General features: G+C 41.7%; 19 protein-coding genes. 10 read left to right on the forward strand and 9 right to left on the reverse strand.

The genetic code is table 11. The features are described 5' to 3' along the window. On the reverse strand, window positions 1-510 hold the full coding sequence (locus tag M2448_RS01930) for a hypothetical protein (protein WP_280644586.1): 510 nt from the start codon (window positions 508-510) through the stop codon (window positions 1-3). Window positions 511-668: 158 nt separating this feature from the next. Here M2448_RS01930 and M2448_RS01935 point away from each other — a divergent pair, with 158 nt between their 5' ends. After that, a complete protein-coding gene (locus M2448_RS01935; protein ID WP_280644587.1) occupies window positions 669-3,344 on the forward strand; it encodes a transglutaminase domain-containing protein in 2,676 nt (891 codons plus the stop codon). Window positions 3,345-3,417: 73 nt separating this feature from the next. On the opposite strand, the gene sufB is transcribed toward M2448_RS01935, so the two are convergent. Both sufB and M2448_RS01945 read right to left on the reverse strand, forming a co-directional pair. Then, window positions 3,418-4,875 (reverse strand): Fe-S cluster assembly protein SufB, encoded by a 1,458-nt coding sequence (sufB, locus tag M2448_RS01940; RefSeq protein ID WP_280644588.1) that lies wholly within the window; start codon window positions 4,873-4,875, stop codon window positions 3,418-3,420. Between the two features lie 223 nt (window positions 4,876-5,098). Then, entirely contained in the window at window positions 5,099-6,829 is a 1,731-nt protein-coding gene (locus M2448_RS01945; protein ID WP_280644589.1) for a hypothetical protein, read from the reverse strand. A 107-nt stretch (window positions 6,830-6,936) separates the two neighbouring features. Between M2448_RS01945 and coaA the strand changes: the two genes are divergently transcribed. Both coaA and M2448_RS01955 read left to right on the forward strand, forming a co-directional pair. Next, window positions 6,937-7,875 carry a type I pantothenate kinase gene (coaA, locus tag M2448_RS01950; protein ID WP_280644590.1) on the forward strand — a complete coding sequence of 313 codons (939 nt, stop codon included), beginning with the start codon at window positions 6,937-6,939 and terminating at the stop codon, window positions 7,873-7,875. 53 nt (window positions 7,876-7,928) lie between these two features. Then, window positions 7,929-8,750 carry an FkbM family methyltransferase gene (locus M2448_RS01955; protein ID WP_280644591.1) on the forward strand — a complete coding sequence of 274 codons (822 nt, stop codon included), beginning with the start codon at window positions 7,929-7,931 and terminating at the stop codon, window positions 8,748-8,750. Window positions 8,751-8,972: 222 nt separating this feature from the next. Here M2448_RS01955 and M2448_RS01960 read toward each other — a convergent pair whose 3' ends face one another. Further along, on the reverse strand, window positions 8,973-10,046 hold the full coding sequence (locus M2448_RS01960) for an aldose epimerase family protein (RefSeq protein WP_280644592.1): 1,074 nt from the start codon (window positions 10,044-10,046) through the stop codon (window positions 8,973-8,975). Window positions 10,047-10,362: 316 nt separating this feature from the next. Here M2448_RS01960 and M2448_RS01965 point away from each other — a divergent pair, with 316 nt between their 5' ends. The 6 genes from M2448_RS01965 to folK are packed head-to-tail and all read left to right on the forward strand — an operon-like array spanning window position 10,363 to window position 14,642. Beyond that, window positions 10,363-11,241, forward strand: coding sequence for a permease-like cell division protein FtsX (locus M2448_RS01965; RefSeq protein ID WP_280644593.1), 879 nt, complete (start codon window positions 10,363-10,365; stop codon window positions 11,239-11,241). 9 nt (window positions 11,242-11,250) lie between these two features. Beyond that, the gene (locus M2448_RS01970) at window positions 11,251-11,502 is read left to right on the forward strand and encodes a DUF3098 domain-containing protein (RefSeq protein WP_280644594.1); all 252 of its coding nucleotides are present in this window, start codon (window positions 11,251-11,253) and stop codon (window positions 11,500-11,502) included. Between the two features lie 25 nt (window positions 11,503-11,527). Beyond that, a complete protein-coding gene (locus M2448_RS01975; protein ID WP_280644595.1) occupies window positions 11,528-12,382 on the forward strand; it encodes an undecaprenyl-diphosphate phosphatase in 855 nt (284 codons plus the stop codon). Beyond that, window positions 12,382-13,071 carry a tRNA pseudouridine(55) synthase TruB gene (gene truB / locus M2448_RS01980; RefSeq protein WP_280644596.1) on the forward strand — a complete coding sequence of 230 codons (690 nt, stop codon included), beginning with the start codon at window positions 12,382-12,384 and terminating at the stop codon, window positions 13,069-13,071. Before M2448_RS01975 ends, truB begins: the two co-directional genes overlap by 1 nt. 34 nt (window positions 13,072-13,105) lie before the next feature. After that, a complete protein-coding gene (gene queA, locus M2448_RS01985; RefSeq protein ID WP_280644597.1) occupies window positions 13,106-14,155 on the forward strand; it encodes a tRNA preQ1(34) S-adenosylmethionine ribosyltransferase-isomerase QueA in 1,050 nt (349 codons plus the stop codon). A gap of 1 nt (window position 14,156) precedes the next feature. Then, the gene (folK, locus tag M2448_RS01990; protein ID WP_280644598.1) at window positions 14,157-14,642 is read left to right on the forward strand and encodes a 2-amino-4-hydroxy-6-hydroxymethyldihydropteridine diphosphokinase; all 486 of its coding nucleotides are present in this window, start codon (window positions 14,157-14,159) and stop codon (window positions 14,640-14,642) included. Window positions 14,643-14,661: 19 nt separating this feature from the next. Here folK and M2448_RS01995 read toward each other — a convergent pair whose 3' ends face one another. From M2448_RS01995 to M2448_RS02015, 5 genes are all read right to left on the reverse strand, one after another. Further along, window positions 14,662-16,116: a family 10 glycosylhydrolase gene (locus M2448_RS01995; RefSeq protein ID WP_280644599.1), complete on the reverse strand. Its 1,455-nt coding sequence runs from the start codon at window positions 16,114-16,116 to the stop codon at window positions 14,662-14,664. Window positions 16,117-16,125: 9 nt separating this feature from the next. Further along, the gene (locus M2448_RS02000; RefSeq protein WP_280644600.1) at window positions 16,126-17,445 is read right to left on the reverse strand and encodes a TldD/PmbA family protein; all 1,320 of its coding nucleotides are present in this window, start codon (window positions 17,443-17,445) and stop codon (window positions 16,126-16,128) included. A gap of 225 nt (window positions 17,446-17,670) precedes the next feature. After that, a complete protein-coding gene (locus M2448_RS02005) occupies window positions 17,671-19,182 on the reverse strand; it encodes a DUF4419 domain-containing protein (RefSeq protein ID WP_280644601.1) in 1,512 nt (503 codons plus the stop codon). A gap of 111 nt (window positions 19,183-19,293) precedes the next feature. Beyond that, the gene (locus M2448_RS02010) at window positions 19,294-20,712 is read right to left on the reverse strand and encodes a TldD/PmbA family protein (protein WP_280644602.1); all 1,419 of its coding nucleotides are present in this window, start codon (window positions 20,710-20,712) and stop codon (window positions 19,294-19,296) included. 63 nt (window positions 20,713-20,775) lie between these two features. Continuing rightward, window positions 20,776-22,161 (reverse strand): MATE family efflux transporter, encoded by a 1,386-nt coding sequence (locus M2448_RS02015; protein ID WP_280644603.1) that lies wholly within the window; start codon window positions 22,159-22,161, stop codon window positions 20,776-20,778. A 260-nt stretch (window positions 22,162-22,421) separates the two neighbouring features. Between M2448_RS02015 and M2448_RS02020 the strand changes: the two genes are divergently transcribed. Continuing rightward, window positions 22,422-23,003, forward strand: a complete 582-nt coding sequence (locus M2448_RS02020) for a hypothetical protein (protein ID WP_280644604.1) — start codon at window positions 22,422-22,424, stop codon at window positions 23,001-23,003. The last annotated feature ends 16 nt before the right edge of the window (window positions 23,004-23,019 follow it).

Here is a 23,019-nt window from a genome sequence, read left to right on the forward strand (position 1 = left end):
CTATCGAAAAGATTGTTCTGCCAGCTTCTTATGTAGGTCGGACTGATAATTTTCCATCATTTTACCAATGTCGAAAAACAGATACGAGAGAGTCTTTACAAAAGGATTCTTAATGTAGATATGTTCTGTTGCAATAAAGAGAGTTTTGTTATTGCCTGCATCTTTAAACTCGGCAGTCCAATATCCGGTCAATATATTACTTTCCATGTAGAAGGAGTAGAATGAATGTGGAGTCTTTTCTCCTGTTCGAAATTTTATGATGCTGCCGTCTTTTGTTGTTTCCTCCCATATTTCAATCTCATCCTTTTGTTCCAGTATTTTCAGGTCTTTCAGATCATTGCGGTAGTGCCAGTCCCGATTGTTTGTAACAGTATTGTAGACCTTCTCGGCAGAAGCGTTAAATAAGGTTTGGCGGCTTTCTGTTCTTTCTTTTGGTAATAATAGTCCGATAATGAAAATAATGAGAGCTAAAGATGCCATTATCAGTAGGGTGTATTTCAGCATATCCATGATTTTCGATGTTATTTATATTTAGGCTATCAAAGATAGTGTTATATTTCTTAAGGCTGTAGTCTTTCTCAAAACCCTAATTTTTTATTCAATGATAATAATTTCTAAAGAAAACTCGTAACTTGCATCCATTGTAATATTTAAACTTAAAGATAGATATGAAAACAATGTCTTTCTGCTTTGCCGTAATTCTTCTTATGGCTTTCTTCATCGTTTCGTGTAGCCCGACCGAAACACATTTCCTCAAAGATGAAAAATACAGGACACAGGTACATGAGCAATTCCTCAAACGAAAGGATATAGCCGTAGGGCGTAGCCAGCAATTGTTTTCGGTGCTTGATAAAGAGGGATTGACTGTCGAACAGCGCGAAGCACTCGAATTTCTCTACGCATATATGCCATTGTCCGATCTTGCCGATTACGATGGAGAGTATTTTCTCGGACAGGTGGATGCTGCATTCAGGGCACGCGATTATTTCTCTTGGGGCAGAGATATTCCCGATGATATATTCCGTCATTTTGTACTCGTTTACCGTGTAAATAATGAAAATCTTGATACTGCGCGACAGGTATTCTTCGATGAACTGAAAGACCGCGTAAAAGGTCTTACAATGGAACAGGCTGTGCTCGAAGTCAATCACTGGTGCCACGAGAAAGTCACTTACAGAGGTACAGACGGACGCACATCGTCACCATTGGCTTTGATGAAAACATCGTGGGGACGTTGTGGCGAAGAGTCTACATTTACTACAGCAGCTTTGCGCGCAGTGGGTATTCCTGCCCGCCAGTGCTATACACCGCGTTGGGTGCATACCGACGATAACCATGCGTGGGTAGAAGTATGGGTAGATGGCAAGTGGCACTATATAGGTGCCTGTGAACCCGATGCCGAGCTGGATGTTGCATGGTTTTCAGCACCTGTGAAACGCGCGATGATGGTACATACAAATGTATTCGGGCAATATAATGGCCCTGAGGAAAAGAATGTGCAAACCGAACTGTATTCGGTAATCAATCTGCTGCCCAATTATACTGAGACGAGAAATCTGAAAGTAACAGTAACAGATGAGGAAGGCAAACCGATGGAAGGCGCTACGGTGAAATTCAATGTATATAATTATGCGGAGTTTTATCCGATAGCAACCGGTACGACTGCTGCCGATGGCATAGCCTCAATTATTACAGGTATGGGTGATGTATTCGTTTGGGCGAATAAGGATAATATTTACGGTTATGCTAAATCAACTCCTGACAATGGTGATTTGACCATTAAACTGAATAAAACACAAGTTGAGGCTCTCGAAGAAGGAATCATAATGACCACACCGATAGAGCAAACAATAAAAGAGTTGCCTGCCGAAAAGATAGCTGAGAATGCGAAGCGTCTGGCTCATGAAGACTCCATTCGCAATGCTTATATGGCTACTTTTATTGCAGAAGCCGATGCACGCAAATTTGCGACGGAAAACAATCTGAATCCGGACAAGGTATGGGATTATCTGTACCGATCGCAAGGTAACTGGCAGGATATACAGATGTTTCTGAAAGAGAAAAAAGATAATGCTTATCTGTATGTTTTTATGGAATCACTCAAAGATAAAGATTTGCGTGATACACCTTACGAATATTTGTCCGATCATCTGGTACAAGGAGACGGAATAAACTTTAATGCTATCACAAATCATCATATCCGCTATGCCCAGAATGTTTTTTCACCACGTATTGCACTCGAACTGATACGCCCTTGGCGCGGTTTTTTCAAAACAGAATTATCGGAAGACTTTGTGAATAAATCGAGGAGTGACATACAGTATGTTATAGCTTATGTGCGCGATAATATAAAAGTTGATGATAGTCAGAACTATTTTAAATGTCCTATTTCACCACAGGGTGTGTACGAATTGAAGATCGCCGACAGGCAATCGCGCGATATATTCTTTGTAGCCCTCTGCCGTTCGATGGATATACTTACCCGCATAGATGCCGTAACAGGACGTCCGCAATACCTGAGAGCAGAAGACGGCCTGTGGACAGATGTTTACTTTGAGCCGCAAGCCGAAGAAAAGCCGAAAGGAACCATCACATTTACCAACGCGGCAGGCAATATCGTAAAACCGGGCTATTACACACATTTTACAATCGCCCGTTTCGATAAAGGTGATTATGTAACACTCGATTACGAGAACGAGATTAAGAGCCTTCCTGTGAAGGTTTCGGTAGATGCAGGCTATTATCGCCTGATGACCGGAAGCAGAGCGAATGATGGCTCGGTAACAATAGAGACACGTTGTTTTGAAGTAAAAGAGAAAAGCCAGACGGCTATTGAGATAAAGTTGCCTAAAGTGGATAAAGGAATACAGGTGCAGGGAATTGTAGACCCGAATACAATAGTCACATTGAATGATGGTAGTAAGAAAACTCTGAAAGAGCTAACCAACAAAAAAGGCTTGGTTATCTGCTTTGCCGATCCCGATAAAGAGCCGACCAAACATATACTGCAAGATATTCCGGCAGAACAAAGCTTTTTGGAAGAATGGGGCGGGGGAGTGCTGTTTGCCATTCCTGACGATAAAGTGAGCAAGGCATTCGATGCTTCTGTCTTTAAGGGACTGCCGAAACAGTCGGTTTGGATGACTGACGACAAACGTGTCCTGTTGAATGCTGTAGCAGGAGCATTGCAGATAGAATTCTCGAACAACTTCCCTTTGGTAATTTATCTGTCTACCAATGGTGGTATTTTGTACTCATCGCAAGGCTACCGTATTGGTATAGGAGAAGATATAGTGAGAACGGTGATGGAAGAAATGGAGACAAAAAGAATGTTGGTGGAATAGCCTTCTGAGTAGGTAAAACAAAAAAGACAGCCTTAAAAGCTGTCTTTTTCTACATTATAATAATAAAGATTAATTAACCTACACTACCTTCCAGGCTTATTTGCAATAGTTTTTGCGCTTCTACGGCAAATTCCATCGGGAGGTTCTGCATTACTTCTTTTGCATATCCGTTTACGATAAGCCCTACGGCTTCTTCTGTACCGATACCACGCTGATTGCAGTAAAGTATCTGGTCTTCGCTGATTTTCGAAGTGGTAGCCTCATGCTCTATGATGGCTGTCGGATTGGCTATGTCGGAATATGGGAACGTATGTGCTCCGCACTTGTCGCCCAGCAGCAAGCTGTCGCATTGTGAGTGGTTACGTGCTCCTTCAGCTTTCGGGGATACTTTTACGAGCCCGCGATACGAGTTTTGGCTGAATCCTGCCGAGATACCTTTCGATACGATACGGCTCTTGGTATTTTTACCGATGTGTACCATTTTGGTACCCGTATCGGCCTGTTGATAATTGTTCGTTACAGCCACCGAATAGAATTCACCGATAGAATTGTCTCCGGCAAGTATGCACGAAGGATATTTCCATGTAATTGCCGATCCTGTTTCTACCTGTGTCCATGAAATTTTTGAGCCGTTGCCTTTACACAGTCCGCGTTTAGTCACGAAGTTGTAGATACCTCCTTTTCCTTCTTTATCGCCCGGATACCAGTTCTGAACGGTCGAGTATTTTACTTCGGCGTGGTCGAGTGCAATAATTTCCACGATGGCGGCATGCAACTGGTTTTCGTCACGCATAGGTGCAGTACAGCCTTCGAGGTAACTTACATAAGCATTGTCATCGGCAACGATCAGCGTGCGTTCAAACTGTCCTGTATTTGCCGCGTTGATACGGAAATAAGTAGACAATTCCATCGGGCAACGTACGCCCTTAGGAATGTAAACGAACGATCCGTCACTGAACACAGCAGAGTTAAGCGCCCCAAAATAATTGTCGCGGTAAGGCACTACCGATCCCAGATATTTCTTCACCAGTTCGGGATGCTCCTGTACTGCCTCGCTGAACGAACAGAATATAATGCCTTTTTCGGAAAGCACTTCTTTAAATGTTGTTTTCACTGAAACACTATCTACTACCGCATCCACAGCCATATTTTGCACACCTGCCAGTATTTCACGTTCGTGAAGAGGCACGCCCAGTTTGTCGAATGTTTTCAGCAATTCGGGATCTACTTCATCAAGGCTCTTAGGGCCGTCTTTTTTCTTCGGTGCAGCATAATAGCTGATACTCTGGTAGTCTATTTCCGGTATATTCAGGTGTGCCCATTGCGGGGTTTCCATCGTCAGCCAGTGACGATATGCTTTCAATCTGAATTCCAGCAGCCATTCCGGTTCGTTCTTTTTTGCCGAGATAAGGCGCACAACGTCCTCATTCAGCCCGATCGGAATAACCTCTGTATCAATGTCTGTTACAAACCCGTATTTATAATCACCGGTGGTAACATCTTCTAAAATTTTATCTTGAGTTTCCTGCATTTTGTTTATTAGTTACGAGTTACAAAGTTACGAGTTACAGTCACTTTCGCTTATAGGGCGGCATTGTTGACTGTTAACTGCTAACTGTTGACTGATTGCGCTGCAAAGATATTACATTCTTGCCACTTATCGAAGACATATCAATATTTTGCATCACTCATAGAACAGATAGAAGCAGGTTTTGTTTGGTCGTTTTGGGTTTTATAACAAATAATGGATCAGACTACTCGGATTCATCTATATCGAAGTCCTGATTAAAGAAAGGATCTGTAATCAGAGGTAATTTATCCGGAATCCGGTTAAGTTCTTTCTTTTTGTTTTCTTCTTTGGTACCATCTTCCTCGCAGTCGTAGATGTAATCCTCTGTCAGAATGTCGCCTGTAAGCAAATCATATTGCATACTATGCCCACGACAAGCATCTCCGGATGACGTTATTGCGTGTATCAGATGCCAGTTGTCGTTTACATATTTGTATGAGTGCTGATAAGACCATTTCTCACGACTGCCGCCCCAATGGTTTATAATGATGCAGCCATCTTCTATACTGATCCCACTAAAAGGGTCGCCCATCATGCCACCGCCACCGCTCGACAGCAGGGGTGCAAAGGTTTGCAGCCAGAGCTTCCATTTGCCATCTTCTTTTTTGTAGATAGCAAGACATCGTGCTTCCCACTCATCGAGGCTTACCGGAGTGTTGTACACAATGGCTTTGTCGGCGATGCCGTCACCATTGAGATCACCATCGGCCTGTCCTATGATGCGCCACCATTTTGGTGTGAAATCATTGATGTCCTCTGCTGAGGTGAGGGTTATCTCTGTATCGAAATCTCCATCATCAACAGCCTGACGATATGCTTCTGATTTTTCCTTTTTTTCGTCAGCCCATTTCTCGATGTTGTCAGCTATATAGCGTACATCGTCGCTTATAGGCAGATACGATTCGTCGATACCTGTATTGGTTTCACCTTCGGCGTAATATGTTATTTCACGTAACTCAATTTCCGATAGTTTTTTGGGTGTATCATTGTCGCTAGAATAAATATTCTTTTGTGTCCAGTTACCATATTGGTCATATTTGTATTCGTACTCTATTGTTGAAACGTGTTTCTGATAACTGCTTATTTTGATCTTTTCATTGCCATAATTGTCATATTCGAATATTTCAGTGTGTGCCGAGCTTACTCCTGCAAGTTCGCTTTGTTGCTTTTGCTTTAGCCTTCCTTCTTCGTCATACATATACTGAACCCTTTTGTCTGTAGATGCGTTAAATTCTTCTTCCATTTGTCCCGATTTATCTCTTGTAATTACATTATCGCCTATCTTTATAGGCAGCGTTTTCCCATCGAAACTTTGATATTCATAATTTATTTCGTCCCATATCAGAGGGTAGCCGTATTTGTCGAAAACAGCAGAGTTTGTGTAATTGCTTTTTATGGTATCGTAATAAATACTCATCCGTAGAGCCTGTGTCTGTTCTTCGCTGTAAGTATAGTTTATTCGTTCGTAGTCATCAAATACTTTTTTATTTTCCGATATTCTGTATTTCAAAGCTTCTGTGGGATTTCCTTTTTCGTCATACCAGAAATATCGGGCTTCTTTATTCTTGTTTTTGATGAAGTACAATTTTCCATCCTTATTATAAAAGTATCGGATGGAGTCATTATAGCTATCCTTGTAGCTGTACTTTATCAGGTTTAGTTTTTTCTTATCAGAGGTATAAGTTGTTTTGCTGAAAATGTATAGCTTTTCTCCGTCAATTATTTTTGTAGTAGACGAAGTATTATTTGTTTTATAGAGTGTCACTGTTTTTACCGGACCTTTCAGTGAGGCAGTATCTGCATACACTTCACTGATTTCAGAAAAGGTTATAGACAGAGGGATGCTTTGCGGTTCGGGCTCAGTACAGGCTGATAAAATAAGAAAACAAATGATTGCAGATAAGATATATTTCATAGTTAAGAAAGTGAGTTTGTTCTGCAAATATAAAAAAATGATAGCTAATAACGGATAACTTGGTACTTTTCTATATCTTTACGACATTATCGCTTAAAAGGAGATAAATGAAGAATATTCCCAGCCCGTATATGCAGTTTACTCGTCAGCAGTGGGCGGCTCTGCGCGATTCTGAGCCAATGACGCTTACCTACGACGAGCTGTTGAACCTGCAAGGTATAGACGACGAGTTGTCCATAGATGAGGTTGAAGATATTTATCTACCCTTGTCCCGCCTGCTGAGCTACTATGTGTCGGCACGTACAAGCCGGCAATCGGTGCTGATGAAGTTCCTTAAACAGGAATCTCTTAAAATCCCTTTTATTATCGGTATTGCAGGCAGTGTGTCGGTGGGTAAAAGCACTACGGCGCGTGTGTTGCAGGCATTGCTTAGCCGATGGAAAGAGAATACACGTGTGGCATTGGTGACAACAGACGGATTCCTGTATCCGAACGCTGTACTGGAAGAAAAAGGCATTATGCTGAAAAAAGGCTTTCCCGAATCGTACGATATAAAACAGATACTGAAATTTGTGACCGATATAAAATCGGGAGTGAAAAAGGTACGGGTCCCCAAGTATTCACATCTTATCTACGATATTATTCCGAATGAATACCTGGCAATAGAGCAGCCTGATATACTGATATTGGAAGGACTGAATGTATTGCAAAGCGGCATGGACTATCCGGACGAAAAACCCCGTATATTTGTGTCCGATTATGTGGACTTTTCTATCTATGTGGATGCAGACGAGCTGAAGCTGGAAGACTGGTATATTTCCCGATTTATGAAATTCAGAAAAGGAGCATTTGCTCATCCCGACTCATACTTTCATAGCTTTGCGCAATTGTCGGAGCGCGAAGCGAAAAAAACAGCCAGAACAATATGGCGCGAAATCAACCGTAAGAACCTTCGTAAAAATATACTGCCCACCCGCGAACGTGCCAGTCTGATATTGCACAAGGGTGACGGACATGCAGTGGATCAGGTGAGGCTGAGAAAGTAAGTCGGTTTTTAGGAGAAATTGTTTTTTATCGATACTTAAAATTATGTAATGTTATGGGGCTTTCCCTGTCGCAACTGTTCAAAACTTTTATTTATGGAGCTATTCCATATGCTTTCTATTCGGTATTTGTGCCACAATCGCCAAAGATCAGGTATTATAAGTTCTTCAAAGATAACGGGTATTCCCGTTTTCCTTATCCGTATGCCGAAAAATATCTGCAAATGCAGGTAGATGTGTTAAAGGATACAGATAAAGGATTGAATTATGTTATTCATAAGAATAAGAGATTGTATTTCCCCAATATTTTTACAGAAGAGAAAATACGCAGAATCTACATCTCTCTGATGATAGAGCAGGATGTGGAATCGGCGCACCACTATGTAGATTCCATAGAAGAATTCAGCAACAGAACCTTGTTGGATATTGGAGCGGCAGAAGGGCTGATCTCGCTGGAGGCTATTGAAGTAGCCCGTTTTGTATATCTGTTCGAGTGTGAAACGGAGTGGATAGAAGCTCTGACCGCTACATTTGAGCCATGGGCAGATAAGGTAGAGATAATAAGAAAATACATTGGCGACAGCAATGATGAACAGTCGCAAACTTTGGATGATTTCTTTAAAGATAAACCCACAAATGACTTATTTCTAAAGATGGATATAGAGGGTATGGAAAGAAATGCCCTTGCCGGTAGCCAAAAACTGTTCGCAATGGCAGACAATCTGCAATTTGCTGTATGCACCTATCACCGGAGTGACGATCTGAAGGTTGTGTCTTCTATTCTTGACAGATATGGATGTGTTTACACATTAAGGGAAGGGCTGCTCTATACCAAGCATAGCCTGCGCCCTTGTTTGCTACGTGGGTATAAAGCCTGAACTCTGATAGTTTAACAGAGGACTTTTGGTTTTCATCTTACCCTCTGTGGCTGGGATAGGGAGCTTGAGAAAGTAAGCAATATCATTCAAATGTGGTGTCTTATTATAGTTGACAGTGACCTTATCGCATTCGCGGATAAAGTCGGTAGGATTGTAAGGTTAAAAAAGATGAGGAGCAAAGGTTCCCTTTACTCCTCGCTTTATGTAGAAGTTGTAAAAAACTTACTTTACAGAGAACTTGTGAGTCGTTTTGCTCTTGAATGTTTCTTCCGGCCTGAGCACCACACTAGGATATTCAGGTTTGTTGATGCTGTCGGGGAAATGTTGCGTCTCAAAACAAACAGCAGCGCGCATCGGGTAACGATGTCCATGCTTGCCTTCAAAGTTGCCTGTCATCCAGTTGCCTGTATATATCTGTACACCCGGTTCGGTAGTGGCAATATCCATTTTGATGCCGGTTTTCGGTGAGTAGCATTCTACAGCCAGCGCCAGTTCGCCGTCTTTTTTATCCAGTACCATTGTATGATCGTAGCCTTTGCCGAAGTGTAGTTGCTCGAAATCGTCTTCGATGCGTTCGCCTATGGCATGAGGGACTGTGAAATCGAATGGTGTGCCTTTTACGGTTTCCGGCTTACCGTACGGAATGGCTGTGTCGTCTGTCGGCAAGTATTGCGAAGCGTGCATTACCAGCATATGGTCGTTTACACTCGGATCGCCTTCACCCGATAGATTGAAATAGGAGTGATTTGTCAGATTCAGTATTGTGGCCTTGTCTGTTGTAGCCTGATAGTCTATATCGAACGAATTGTCATCTGTCAGTTTATAGATCATTTTCACATTCAGGTTTCCGGGAAATCCTTCCTCTCCGTCTTTTGCCAGATAGGTCAATTCCAATGTCTGATTGTCTGTTTGTTTGGCATTCCACACTACAGCATTGAAACCTTTTAGTCCGCCGTGCAGATTGTTAGGTCCATTGTTTATAGCCAGTTTATATGTTACTCCGTCCAGTGTAAATTGTCCATTGGCAATGCGGTTGCCTGTACGTCCGCATACTGCACCGAAATAGGGTTCTTCCGAGTTAAGGTATTCGTTCAGGTTATTGTGTCCCAGCACTACATCAGTTAGTTTGCCGTTTTTGTCGGGTACACATAGCGATACTATTTTCGCCCCGTAATTTATTATGGTGGCTTCAGCACCTTTGCTGTTAGTCAGTACATACATCTGTACATCTTTGCCATCCACTTTTCCTGAGAAGTTTGCCGGAGTTAATCCTGCTTTGGTTTGATTTTCTTGCATGATATTATTTTAAAGATTATTATAAGCCCCTCCCGACCTCCCCATAGGGGAGGAGTAGGTTCGTTGCGAGTATTTTAGTGTGCTGATTTACCTGAAAAACGCTAGAGTTCTGGTAAACTATAAACTAGTAAACTCTTCCATGCAAATATACAATAATATTTAAGCCGATACACAGCGGAAATAATTGATAGATAATACTTATTTATTAAAAAAAACAAAAATAGTGCTATCTCATGTATTTATTTTGTTTCTTTGCAGCGAATTTGGGTGCATTGTGTCCAAACGGGAATATCTTCTTAATTGTCATTTGCGAAAAATGTCTGATAAACGTCAACAGAAACCAATATCCTTATTTACATCAGGAGTAATTACTACTATAAGTATCACTCTTGTGCTTTTTTTATTGGGACTGACTATCCTGCTGGGATTTACAGGGCGCGGACTGGCATCTTACTTCAAGGAGAATATAGGAATATCCATCGAGTTGTCGGGTGATATCAGCGATTCGCTCATCGCCCATACAAAAACAAAGATAGAAGCTATCCCTTACGTAAAATCGACTACATATATTACAAAGGAAGAGGTTAAGAAGCAACTTCTGGAAGACTTAGGAGGCGATCCTGAAGAAGTTTTAGGTTATGATCCGTCGCGGAGCTATATAGATGTCTTCATCAAATCGGAGTATATGAATTCCGACAGTCTGAAAAAGGTAGAGGCAAGCCTAAAAGACTTCAAACTGACCAAAGGGCTTTCGTTTAAAGAGGAAGACATAGAGCAAGCCAATACAAATATATCCAAGATAGGAACAGTGCTGCTGATTCTGGCAGTTATGCTGATTCTGATTTCTTTTACATTAATACGCAATACTATACAATTAAATATATATTCTAAACGTTTCCTTATTAATACGATGCAGCTTGTAGGAGCTACAAATGGGTTTATACGCAGGCCTTTTGTCCTTAGTGCAATCGTATCGGGAATACTGGCGGCTATTTTTGCGAACGTACTTATAACGGGAGTGATCTATTATTTTACAACCGAATATCCGGAGTTGATTTCGATTGTGACAATGTACGAATTGCTGATCGTGTACGCATTAGTGGTGATTTTGGGTATATTTATTACTATTCTGGCTACAGTATCGGCTGTAAACAGGTATTTGAGAATGACTACAAATAAACTTTATCACATTTAAGTAAGGAATATGGATAAAAAAAACTTTGCATTTGGCAAGCTTAATTATGTAATTTGTGCTGTATCAGTACTTTTGATTATCATTGGATTTATCCTGATGACAGGGCCTTCATCCAGTGTCGAAGGTGGCTTCGAACCTGATATTTTTAGCACAAGGAGAATTGTGGTGGCTCCGATGATTTGCTTTACCGGATTCTTGCTGATGATTGTAGGAATATTATATCCGCGTCCTAAAGGTGCATCAGAGGAGGAAAGCAAATAAATAACAAAACACATAAAAGAAGAGAATGAGTATTATTGAGGCAATTATTATTGCCATTGTAGAGGGACTAACCGAGTTCTTACCTGTGTCCTCGACCGGACACATGATTATCGCCCAAAGCTTGCTGGGTATCGAAAGTAACGAATTTGTAAAAGCATTCACAGTTATTATTCAGTTTGGAGCTATCCTGTCTGTTATAGTTCTGTACTGGAAGCGCTTTTTCCGTTTGAGGAATGATATTCCCGAATCGGCTAAGGGCAGTTTTATCAAAGAGAACCTTTACAGGTTCGAGTTCTATTGGAAACTTCTTGTCGGATTTATTCCGGCGGCAGTGCTTGGGCTTATTTTTAGTGACAAGATAGACGAACTGCTCGAGAGCGTGCTGGTTGTAGCCATAATGCTTGTTGTGGGCGGTATATTGATGCTGTTTGTAGACAAACTGTTCAATAATCAGGTAGAAGGTGAGCAGGAGATAACATATAAAAATGCTTTCATTATTGGTTTTTACCAATGTATAGCCATGATACCCGGTGTGTCGCGCTCCATGATTACAATAGTAGGAGGTATGACACGCGGACTGAGCCGTAAGAATGCGGCGGAATTTTCTTTCTTTCTGGCTGTGCCTACCATGGCTGCCGCCACAGGATGGAAAGTACTGAAACTGTTTACATCCGATACCGGATTGGAGCTGTTGAAAGATAATATAGGCGTATTGATTATTGGCAATGTGGTTGCTTTTATCGTTGCATTGCTGGCAATCAAATTTTTTATAGGTTTTGTTACCAAGTACGGATTCAAATTGTTCGGTTGGTATCGTATTATTTTAGGAGGCATCCTTTTGGCTCTTTTGCTGACGGGACATGAATTAGCGATTATATAATGGATTTTATCTCCGGAGAGATCTTATACATAAATAAACCTTTGCACTGGACCTCGTTTACGTTGGTCAGAAAACTGAGGAATAAACTTTGCCGCAAGCTGGGAATTAAGAAGTTGAAAGTCGGTCATGCCGGTACACTTGATCCGTTAGCTACAGGGGTGATGATTATTTGCACAGGAAAGAAGACTAAACTGATAGAGACGTTTCAGTATCAGACAAAGGAGTATATTGCAACCATAAAACTAGGAGAAACTACACCCTCGTTCGATCTTGAGACCGAAGTAGACGGCGTATATCCTACAGATCATATAACAAAAGAACTGGTTGCAGATACATTGACAAAGTTTATAGGTGCAATAGAGCAGGTTCCACCGGCTTTTTCGGCATGTAAGATAGACGGAAAACGGGCTTATGAACTTGCCCGCGAAGGACAGGAGGTAGAATTGAAACCGAAGCTGTTGGTGATAGACGAGATAGAACTGCTCGATTGCCAACTGCCGGTAATAAAGGTAAGGGTTGTGTGCAGTAAAGGAACATATATAAGAGCACTGGCGCGTGATATAGGGCAGGCTCTCGATTCCGGTGCACATCTGATCGGTCTGGAACGCACACGCATAGGCGAGGTCACACTCGACCAATGTGTTGCGGGTGAACATATAGAAGAACTCGTAGATGAGTTGATTAAATAAAAGGATAATAATAAATAAGTTAAGCATATAGAACATGAAACTTTCTCAATTTAAATTTGATCTTCCAGAGGAGCTTATCGCTACTCATCCGGCCAAGAACAGGGACGAATCCCGTTTGTTGGTTGTCAATCGCAAGACCGGAGAAATTGAACATAAGGTGTTTAAAGATGTCATCACCTACTTTGATGAAAAAGATGTCTTTATTTTCAACGATACAAAGGTATTCCCTGCCCGCCTGTATGGGAACAAGGAAAAAACAGGTGCTACCATTGAAGTATTTCTTCTTCGCGAATTGAATGAGGAATTTCATTTATGGGATGTTCTTGTAGATCCTGCCCGCAAAATCCGTATCGGTAATAAATTGTATTTCGGAGACGATGACTCTATGGTAGCCGAAGTAATTGATAATACAACTTCGCGCGGACGTACATTACGTTTCTTGTATGACGGGCCGTCCGAAGAATTCAGAAAATCATTGTATGCACTCGGCGAAACACCGATACCCAAATACCTGAACAGGGGAGAAGAGCCGGACGATAAAGATCGTTATCAGACTATCTTCGCTAAAAATGAAGGAGCAGTAGTTGCTCCGGCTGCCGGATTACACTTTAGCCGCGAACTGCTGAAGCGTCTGGAAATAAAAGGTGTGCATTTTGCATACATTACATTGCATTCGGGATTGGGTAACTATCGCGATATAGATGTTGAAGATCTCACGAAGCATAAGATGGATTCTGAGCAGTTGCAGATAACAAAGGAGGCCACAGATATAGTGAACGAGGCTAAAGATGCCAATCGTCGAGTTTGTGCTGTCGGTACTTCGGTGATGAGGGCAATAGAAACAATAGTAAGTACTGATGGGCACCTGAAAGTGAATGAGGGCTGGACAAATAAATTTATTTTCCCTCCTTACGATTTCGGTATCGCAGACTCTATGGTTACAAACTTCCATTTGCCTCAGTCTACATTACTTATGATGACAGCTGCGTTTGGCGGTTACGATCGTATAATGGATGTATATGAACTTGCAGTAAAAGAAAAATACCGTTTTGGCACCTATGGCGATGCCATGCTGATAATCTAAAATGTTATTAGAAAAAGAAAACCTGCATGATGTTTTTCTCAGTCTCGGCTCCAATTTGGGAGACAGGGGTGAGAATCTCGATCATGCGATCAACAGTATAGAAGAGCGGATTGGCGAAGTAGTCGCCACTTCCGCTTTTTACGTGACCGAGCCTGTAGGCTTCGAGTCCGACAACCAATTTCTGAATGCCGTATGCGAGGTGCGCACAAAACTGAATCCACTCGAGGTGCTTGAGAAAACACAGGTGATAGAAAAAGAGATGGGACGGCAGACCAAGTCTGAGAATAGAATATACAGCGACAGGATAATAGACATAGACCTGTTACTATTCGACGACGAAATATTTGAAAATACCGATCTTGTACTACCGCATCCGCATCTGCACGAGCGTGCATTTGTTCTTACCCCGTTAGCGGAGATAGCAGGAGAATACATACACCCTGTACTGCACAAGACAATCAATCAGTTAAAAAAAGACCTTGAATAAACGGAAAATCCTGTGTGTTTTAATGTTCCCCTTCTGAATGAACGAAATATCCGGGGAAGCAAACGACACTTTCGTTATGGAACCTATCGGAAGCTGTAACGAAATAATAGAATCCGAAATCTCCGGTATTCATAGGGAATGAATAACTCTTCGTCCGCAATCCTGCTGCCAGCATAAACGATGGATTTTCTTTGTCGAAATTTTCGGTAGGGGATACATATACATTGTATGTGAAACTTTCCGTATCATCCGGCGCTTCCCATTTTATATTCAGGTTGCCGTCACTATCCTTATATACTTGGAGGTCTAGAGGAGAATTAGGTGCTATATTGTCGAGCCATGTAAGTGGTGGCAGTTTCGCCGGAGTAGGATAGAATGTACCGATAGAATCCTGTATTCCTTTCAGGTTGTTCAGTATGTTTGCTGCGCGGAAGTAAGCCTGTCCTTTTACCTTCTCGGTACGGGTGTAATTCATCTGATTCATAATATCCTGCAAAGACCAGTTCTGTTCGTCCATCTGATAGACTCCTAGCCCGGGAACGACCGTTCGTCCGTTACTGTTTGCCACCCAATCGTCCAGAAAAGGATAGAAATACCGTTCGCGGTGATACATCATCGGGAAGATCAGATCGTGTTTTCCGCTTTGCATCCAATAGCCTGCATCCTGAAATACAGTTTCGTATGCAGTCCATCCATCATTACGGGATATTTCGGGTAGTACGCGGTATCTGCCGAGAGGAGAACTACTGATTTGTACCCATTTCTTTATAGACTTCACATTGTCGTAAATTTCTTCTACCAGCCGGTTTATATTCTGTCTACGCCAGTCGGCAAGCGTCATCCCATTCCCGTATTTTTTGTACGTGTCTTCGTCCGGAAATTTCCCTGTATTGTTCGGGTAACGTATATAGTCGAAGTGAATGCCGTCTACATCGTAGCCCGATACGATCTCTTTCGCAATAGATACTATCCGGTTTCTTGTTTCCGGTCTGCCCGGATCGAGATACCACCTGTCGTCTATGGCTTTATAATAGTCGGGTTTATTGTTAACTACTGTTGCTTTCCTGCGCCTTCCTTTGCCTGTGTATTTTATCTGCGCTTTCTCCATCGGGTAGGTAATCAGCCATGCATGGCATTCCATCCCTCTTTTGTGACACTCTTCTATGGCAAAAGCCAATGGGTCGAAATTGTCGGAATGATTAAAGAATGGGCTTAGCGGTTCTATTTTCGATTTGTAGAAAACACAGCCCTGCGCCCTTGCCTGAAACAATATAGTGTTGAAATTATCAGCCTGCAACTGATCGAGTATTTTCCGTAATTCGTTTTTCTGAGCCTGTACACTTGTTCCCTGCGTAGGCCAGTCGAGTCCCCAGTTTGTGGTTATCCATGCCGCGCGGACTTCCGTAGCGGGTACTTGTGCTGATAAATAGAAAGGGACGAGAATAAGTATTGTGAGTATCTTAAATAATTTCATGCTAAACTGTTATAATCCACTAAAGTTTACATCACTGAACAGCAGGGACGGTAGTTTCCATGCAGAATTTTCGCGCGGATCGTTTCCTACTTCTGTCAGATTTGCCCAAAGGGTGAGCATATTTCCTGTTATGTTCATTTCACTGACAGGTGTTGTCGCTATACCGTTTTCGATAAGGAAACCCTCTACACCGAAAGAAAAATCGCCTGTTGTGGAATTACTGTTCCCTCCATTGAATCCGGTTATCCAGATGCCTTTTTGTACAGATTGTAACAATTTATCGAAGTTTTTGTTTCCCAATTCGGTTTGTATGACGGATGGGGAAGCTATAGTAGGAGCTACATTCATCTTCAACGAATTGTAGGTGTCTATGAAGTAAGTGTTTAAAACTCCTTTGTCTATGATCGTTCTTTTCTGTGTAGCCACGCCTTCGCCGTCGTGCCATTTAGAACCATAAGAGCGGGTAAGGTGCGGGTTATCTATGATAGTAAGTTTATCCGAAGCTATTCGTTGTCCCAGTTTATCCAGCAGGAAAGAGTTTTTCTGTTGCAGAGCCGATCCGTACATAGCGCTTATCATCGGCGAAAGCAGGCGCGTAGCAACCGTATTGTCAAGCAACATATCGTATCTTCCCGATTTTATCTTTTTTTGACCTATTTTACGCAATGCGCGTTCCATCGCCTTTTGTCCTATTCCTTCTTTTTTCAGGTCTTCCCAGTAGATCGCACTGTCATACCAGTATGATTCGGCACGTGCATCACCATCGGTCTTTAACGAAACGGAAACCGACAGGCTGAATCCCGAGTCGATAGATTCCGATTCAAATCCATTGCTGGCAATCATATATTCGGCTCCAGCTCCGTCATCGTAAGACGAAGAAACGGAGATGATACGTTCGTCCGATCCGTATATTTCAGCTAATGCCTGTCGGGCAGCAGCCAGTTTTTTCTCGGTCTCTATTTTTTCGAACGATGCGTCATACTGGTCGAGGTCTTTGCCATCGGGCTTGTAATATCTGGTAGGGTCGGGAAGTTGGCGGAACTTATCTTCCGCAAGGTATTTTGTAGATATGATACCCTCCTTTATAAACTTCTCCAATTCACCTTTCTCTATGCGGTTGGTAGAGAAAGAACCGTATCTGCCATCTGTGAATACTTCGATATAAAGCTTGTTCTCGGAGCTTTGTTGCAGTTTATCCAACTGTGTATCTCTATACTCAAACGAGTTGTTTTTTGCCGTAATTACAGATATGCGTGCCGCCTGACAGCCGTTCTGCAATGCAAATTCCATACTCCAACGGGCTATATCTTTATGTTGTTTGGTAATCATGATTTTCGTTTTATATCTGCAAAAATACACAGATTTAGCTTAATAAAGGGCCAAAGAACAGAAATTTACCTGTATGGGGGAAGATATATTTTGACAGCGCGTTATAACACTTTTATTTTTGTCTGTAAAAAATGTGATATAACATGACTTATTGACACGAAGCAGGAAAAAAGAGCCTCAATAACGCTGATTCGGATAAAGGGATATTATAAGCTGACTTGACTATTAATCTTCACTATTTATTCTAACTTGAGTATCAGGGAATAGCCGGTGAATGCGTTTTGTTTCGGCAGCGGTTATTTCCCCTTTGATAGATAGTTCCTTTATTTTTATCGTTGATAAACGTTGAGGAATAGAGACTTTGTCTTCGAATCTGAGTTCCAGGTTCTTTATCTCTTTCAGCGAATACAGTTCGGGCGGAATGCTTTGTCCCTTATCCAGATACAGGTATATTCTTCCCGAATTGTTTCTCCATTCGTAGTATTCGGTTCTGGTCTCGGATATTTTATCCTTTCTGCGGACAAACCAGCCTATTTCGGGTTTCAGGGCAAATGTTACCGTATCTTGCCGTAATCCCATAAATCCGGCATATATTTCCAATGGAATCGACCGCGTTTTACCATTGGGCAGGTCTATTATATATTTCAAATCGACCTTCATCACCTCAGGTGCGATGTCTGCGAAGTTGGATAGCTTTTTCATACTTAGCTTATGTCCGTCATCGTCATACGGAAAGAATTTAAGTATCCAGCCATCTACTGTACTTTCTATTTCCCTCTCGGTCGTCAAATAGGCAATCTCTTTAGGATGTACGCGTATCATTTTCATCCAGAAATCGTTGTCGTTTACACCATTCGATGCTTCTACCAGTTTTTCAAGAACAGGTTCTACCTCATCCATCCACCAGCCCATTTCGTATTTGCGTAGCTTACGTGCTTTTTCCAGAACTTTCTGCCAGTCGTCGGGAGTACCTTCCAGTATAACATAAGGAATTCCACACAGAGGTGAAGATACTATATAGTTGAAATAGCTTTTGGTGGCCTCCATAATGGTAATTTGCGATACGGCTCTACTGACAGGGGTGGTAGTCGAAAAATCGGCTGTAAGCAGTTCTACAAGTTCCGGCTTGGTCTGGCGGCCTATTTGTTTGGCAAAAGTAGCGAATAAGTCTTCCCAATCTCCGGTATTATTTACCAGTGAGCGTCTGATAACCAAATCTGCCTTTCCCTGATGCCTGACAAACAAGTGGCGCATTGCTTCCGAATTATTATTGATGTGGTTGGCAAATCCCTGTTCTATAAGCAGCCATATCATATCAGGCGAAAGCACAAAGGGATGATGATTGGCATAGGCTCTGCATGCCCCTCTGTAAAATGATTTTGTACCATAGGATACCATTGTGGAAGGAGCACTGTAATGCCCTACGATATAGTCGTCCGATGGTGAAAATTCATAATATTTGTAATAATCGTCCGGATCTCCTTTCTTAAATTTACTTTTGATAATCTTTTTAAAAATAGATTCTAAAGAATCTTCTTTCAATGCGTTATAGGCAGGGCGGACGTCTTCGATCTTTATAGTTCTTTTGTGTGCGGCATACATGCTGTCACTTGTCGATACGCCTGCTGAACGGGGAAATAACTTGCTGTCGTCTTTCTTGCTTTTTTGTGCATCTATTGTTGTGTAAGGTAAAGTAACCAAACAGGCAAATGCGAAATATAAGATGGAATTTCTCATTGTTTTCATTGTTTGTGTTTAGATTTTAAAGGAGCGTTAAGGTTATTATCAGTTATTGTTATTTATCTCATCACAATATATAGATAAAATTCTCCCAAAATTCCACAAAAATTATTCACCTCCTACAGTCAGCTTGCTCACCAGTACCGAAGGTAAGCCCTGACCTACAGGAACGCTTTGTCCGTCTTTACCGCAAGTCCATGCTCCTTCATCTATTTTAAGATTATTGCCCACCATTGTAATATCGGCAAGCGCTTTAGCCCCGTTACCAATGATATTTATGTCCTTTATAGGTTGTGTAAGTTTGCCGTTTTCGATGAGGTAGCCTGTTTTTACAAAGAAAGTGAAGTCACCTGCACCTATCTGTACCTGTCCGTTTGTAAAGTTATCTACATATACACCTTGCTTTACAGAAGCTATTATGTCGGCTTCGGGGATATTACCTTGCTCCATATAAGTAACACGCATACGCGGCATTGGAGTGTGACGGAACGACTGACGACGTCCGTTTCCTGTAGGATTTACGCCATAATATTTTGCGCTGATGCGGTCATGTAAGTAGCTTTCCAGTACGCCGTCTTTCACGATATACGTTTTCTGGCTTTCGATGCCTTCGTCGTCGAAGTTGATAGCTCCACGCTGATGCTCGATTGTGCCGTCATCTATTACATTGATGTTGGGTGAACATATCTGTTTCCCCAATTGATCTGAGAATATAGATGTTCTCTTCCTGTTGAAATCGGCCTCGAAAGTATGTCCGATAGCTTCGTGTAACAGAATGCCCGAACTGCCGGCACCCATTACCACAGGCATTTCCCCACCTTTCGGCTTTATGGCGTCAAACATCAGTGAGGTTTGTGCTACAGCTTCTTTAGCCAGTGTTTCTATCAGATCAGCCGATAGGAACTCAAATCCTTTGCGGTATGCACGCGAAGCATATCCGTTTTCTATTTTTCCGTTTTGCTCCATTGTGCACGAGCCGTACATCAGGCACATCGGACGATAATCCCATGTGAGTGTGCCTTCGGAGTTGAAGAACAAGATGTATGATGTGGAGTCGCTAAGGCTTACCGATACTTTTATGGTGCGCTTATCAAGTTCGAAAATGCGGTCGTTCAGTTTCTGAACAAACGATTTCTTATCGGCAACCGAAACGTCAATCCACGTCCTTTCTATTTTGTAGTGATTCTTAAAGTGAGTTTCCCGTACTTCAATAGGTGGTTCAGCTTTGGCCGAAGAAGCTGCAATGCTGGCAGCCGTACGCGCGGCATTCAGCAGGTCTTTGATGTCGGTGTTTTCTACATAGGCATATCCAGTCTGATCACCGGAAACAACACGTATGCCTGCACCGAAATCTATATTGGACGATGCCCGATTGACCTCCCCGTCACGCAAAGCAATATTGTTGCTGAATGTGTGCTCAAAGAATATATCAGCATAGTCACCACCTTTGCTCAGAGCTTCGGTTATAACTTTTAGCAGATCGCTTTCTGTAACTGAGAAGCGGTTGAGTATATTTTGTCTGTCCATATTGTTGTATATCTCGGTAAGTAAATAACAGTTATTGTAAAGTAGCTGCTAAGTTACTAATTTTTAGGATTGTTTTATAAGCCCATTGTCGGCAGTTTCCATTTTTTTGAATGTCCTGATCTGCCAGATAAATAATACTGCTGTCAGCGCGGTTGCCAGAAAATCGGCTGTCGGCAATGAATACCACACTCCGTCTATACCGAACATATTCGGCAGGATGAATAATGCCGGCAACAACATCAGGAACTGACGGGTAAGGCTGAGGAAAATCGACTTCCCTGCCATCCCTATACATTGAAAAAAGTTTGTAACCACTATCTGATAACCTACCAATGGCAGCATGATTGTTACAATTCGTAGTGCTTTTGTAGTTTCGGCAGCCAGTGGTGCAGACGGATTAAATGGTTTTACAATGATATCAGGTAACAACATCCCTATAGCCAATCCGACACAGCCGACTACAACGCCTGCCTTTATTGTATAAAACAACGTTTCTTTTACCCTTTCTATCCTTTTTGCTCCGTAGTTATATCCCACTATTGGTTGCATGCCTTGTGTAAGTCCTACCATAACCATGATAATAATCATAACCAATGTATTTGCAATGGCGTAAGCTTCAATAGCAATGTTTCCTCCATACTCCTTCAATTTATTGTTGATGAAGAAAACAACAATAGAGGCAGCCACCTGTATAAAGAAAGGAGACATACCTATACTTGCAATAGCCCATACTATTTTGGGGTTAAGCCCGATGTTTTTTCTGCGTAGGCGCAGCATGCTGCTTTTGTTCATAAAATGATGCATGACGAAGCATAATCCTATAAACATGGATATAATGGTCGCAATAGCAGCCCCTTTGATACCCCATTCGAGTACAAAGATGAAGATAGGTGCGATAATAATATTGGCGACAACACCAATAAGCATTGTGTACATAGCTTTGGTAGGATAGCCTGATGCACGCATCATGCTATTGAAGTTGAAACACATGGTAAGAAATATATTACCCGGCAGATAATAAAGCAGGAATTCCTTTGCATACGGAAACGTCTCTTCCGTAGCACCTATTCGCATCAGTATAGGGTCTAAGAACATGAATAGTAGTGTAACTAGCGTCCCTGTAAATAGCAATGTCATTACAAATGAGTTGCCGATAATTTTTTCTGCCGTTTCCTTATCACCCTTGCCCAGACAGATGGATATGCGGCTTGCCGAACCTGCTCCCACAAGCATGCCGACTGCGGCTGTGAGGTTCATTATAGGTAATACGATACCCAGTCCTCCGATAGCGTGGTCACCCAGATCGGGACCATGTCCGATGTAGATACGGTCTATGATATTGTACAAGGCGTTTACCATTGTTCCCACAATGGCGGGGATTGCATATTGCCAGAGAAGTTTGCTTATTTTTTTGTTTTCTAATTCGTCAATGTTTGCGGTCTTCAACATTTCAAAATCTGTTAAATAGTTAAGGAGATCACCTCCCATCATTTTCGGACTGCAAAGGTACAAATTCTATTCACCATATACACATATATAAGGTTTCTTTGTTTTCTAAATAATGTGAATGGGGTGATGGATATTCTTTGCATATTGTTGATAAAACTCCGATAATAGTATCAATAGTATGTTTTTCATTCAGAAAAAATATATATGTTTGTGAAAACTAATTCAACTAAATTATCTTACTGCCCTTAAACTATGATGCTATGAAAAAAAACACATTTCTACTCTTTGTCTTGCTTTGTTCTGTAGGTATCTACTCTCAGAATATACCTGTTTCGATAAACGGGAACTACCGCACCGAAGCTGAGGATTTCGGAATTGGTGCACAGGTGATGATTCCAGTTTATAAGGGACTGATGCTTACTCCCAATGTTACTTATTTTTTCGAGAAAGAATATAACTTCAACAGCTCTTATATTAATAGCAATATTAAGCAGAAAACACTCAACTATGGACTGGATATACATTACGCTTTCTATTTGAAAAACTCGCGATCATTTGTTTCTCCGTTTTTAGGAGTGGAGGGTATGACCGGATGGTCTACTATTTCCGGTTCCAGTATGAGCTTTTCACAGAGTTCGTCGGGAATTGGGATAGATTCTAAGTGGAGCAGCTATGGCGGAGACCTTACCGATACTACTGTGTTAGGCAATATTGGTGTTGCCGGGAAATGGTTTCTCGATGATCGCTTTTTTATAAACACTCAGGTAAAATACTCTCTGGTATTTGAAGATATGGATGGTAATCATTTTGTTTTCACAGCCGGAATAGGTTATGCTTTTTAAGCAAGGTTGATCTTCT

The sequence above is a fragment of the Dysgonomonas sp. PF1-14 genome, assembly GCF_029892965.1.
GTDB lineage: Bacteria > Bacteroidota > Bacteroidia > Bacteroidales > Dysgonomonadaceae > Dysgonomonas.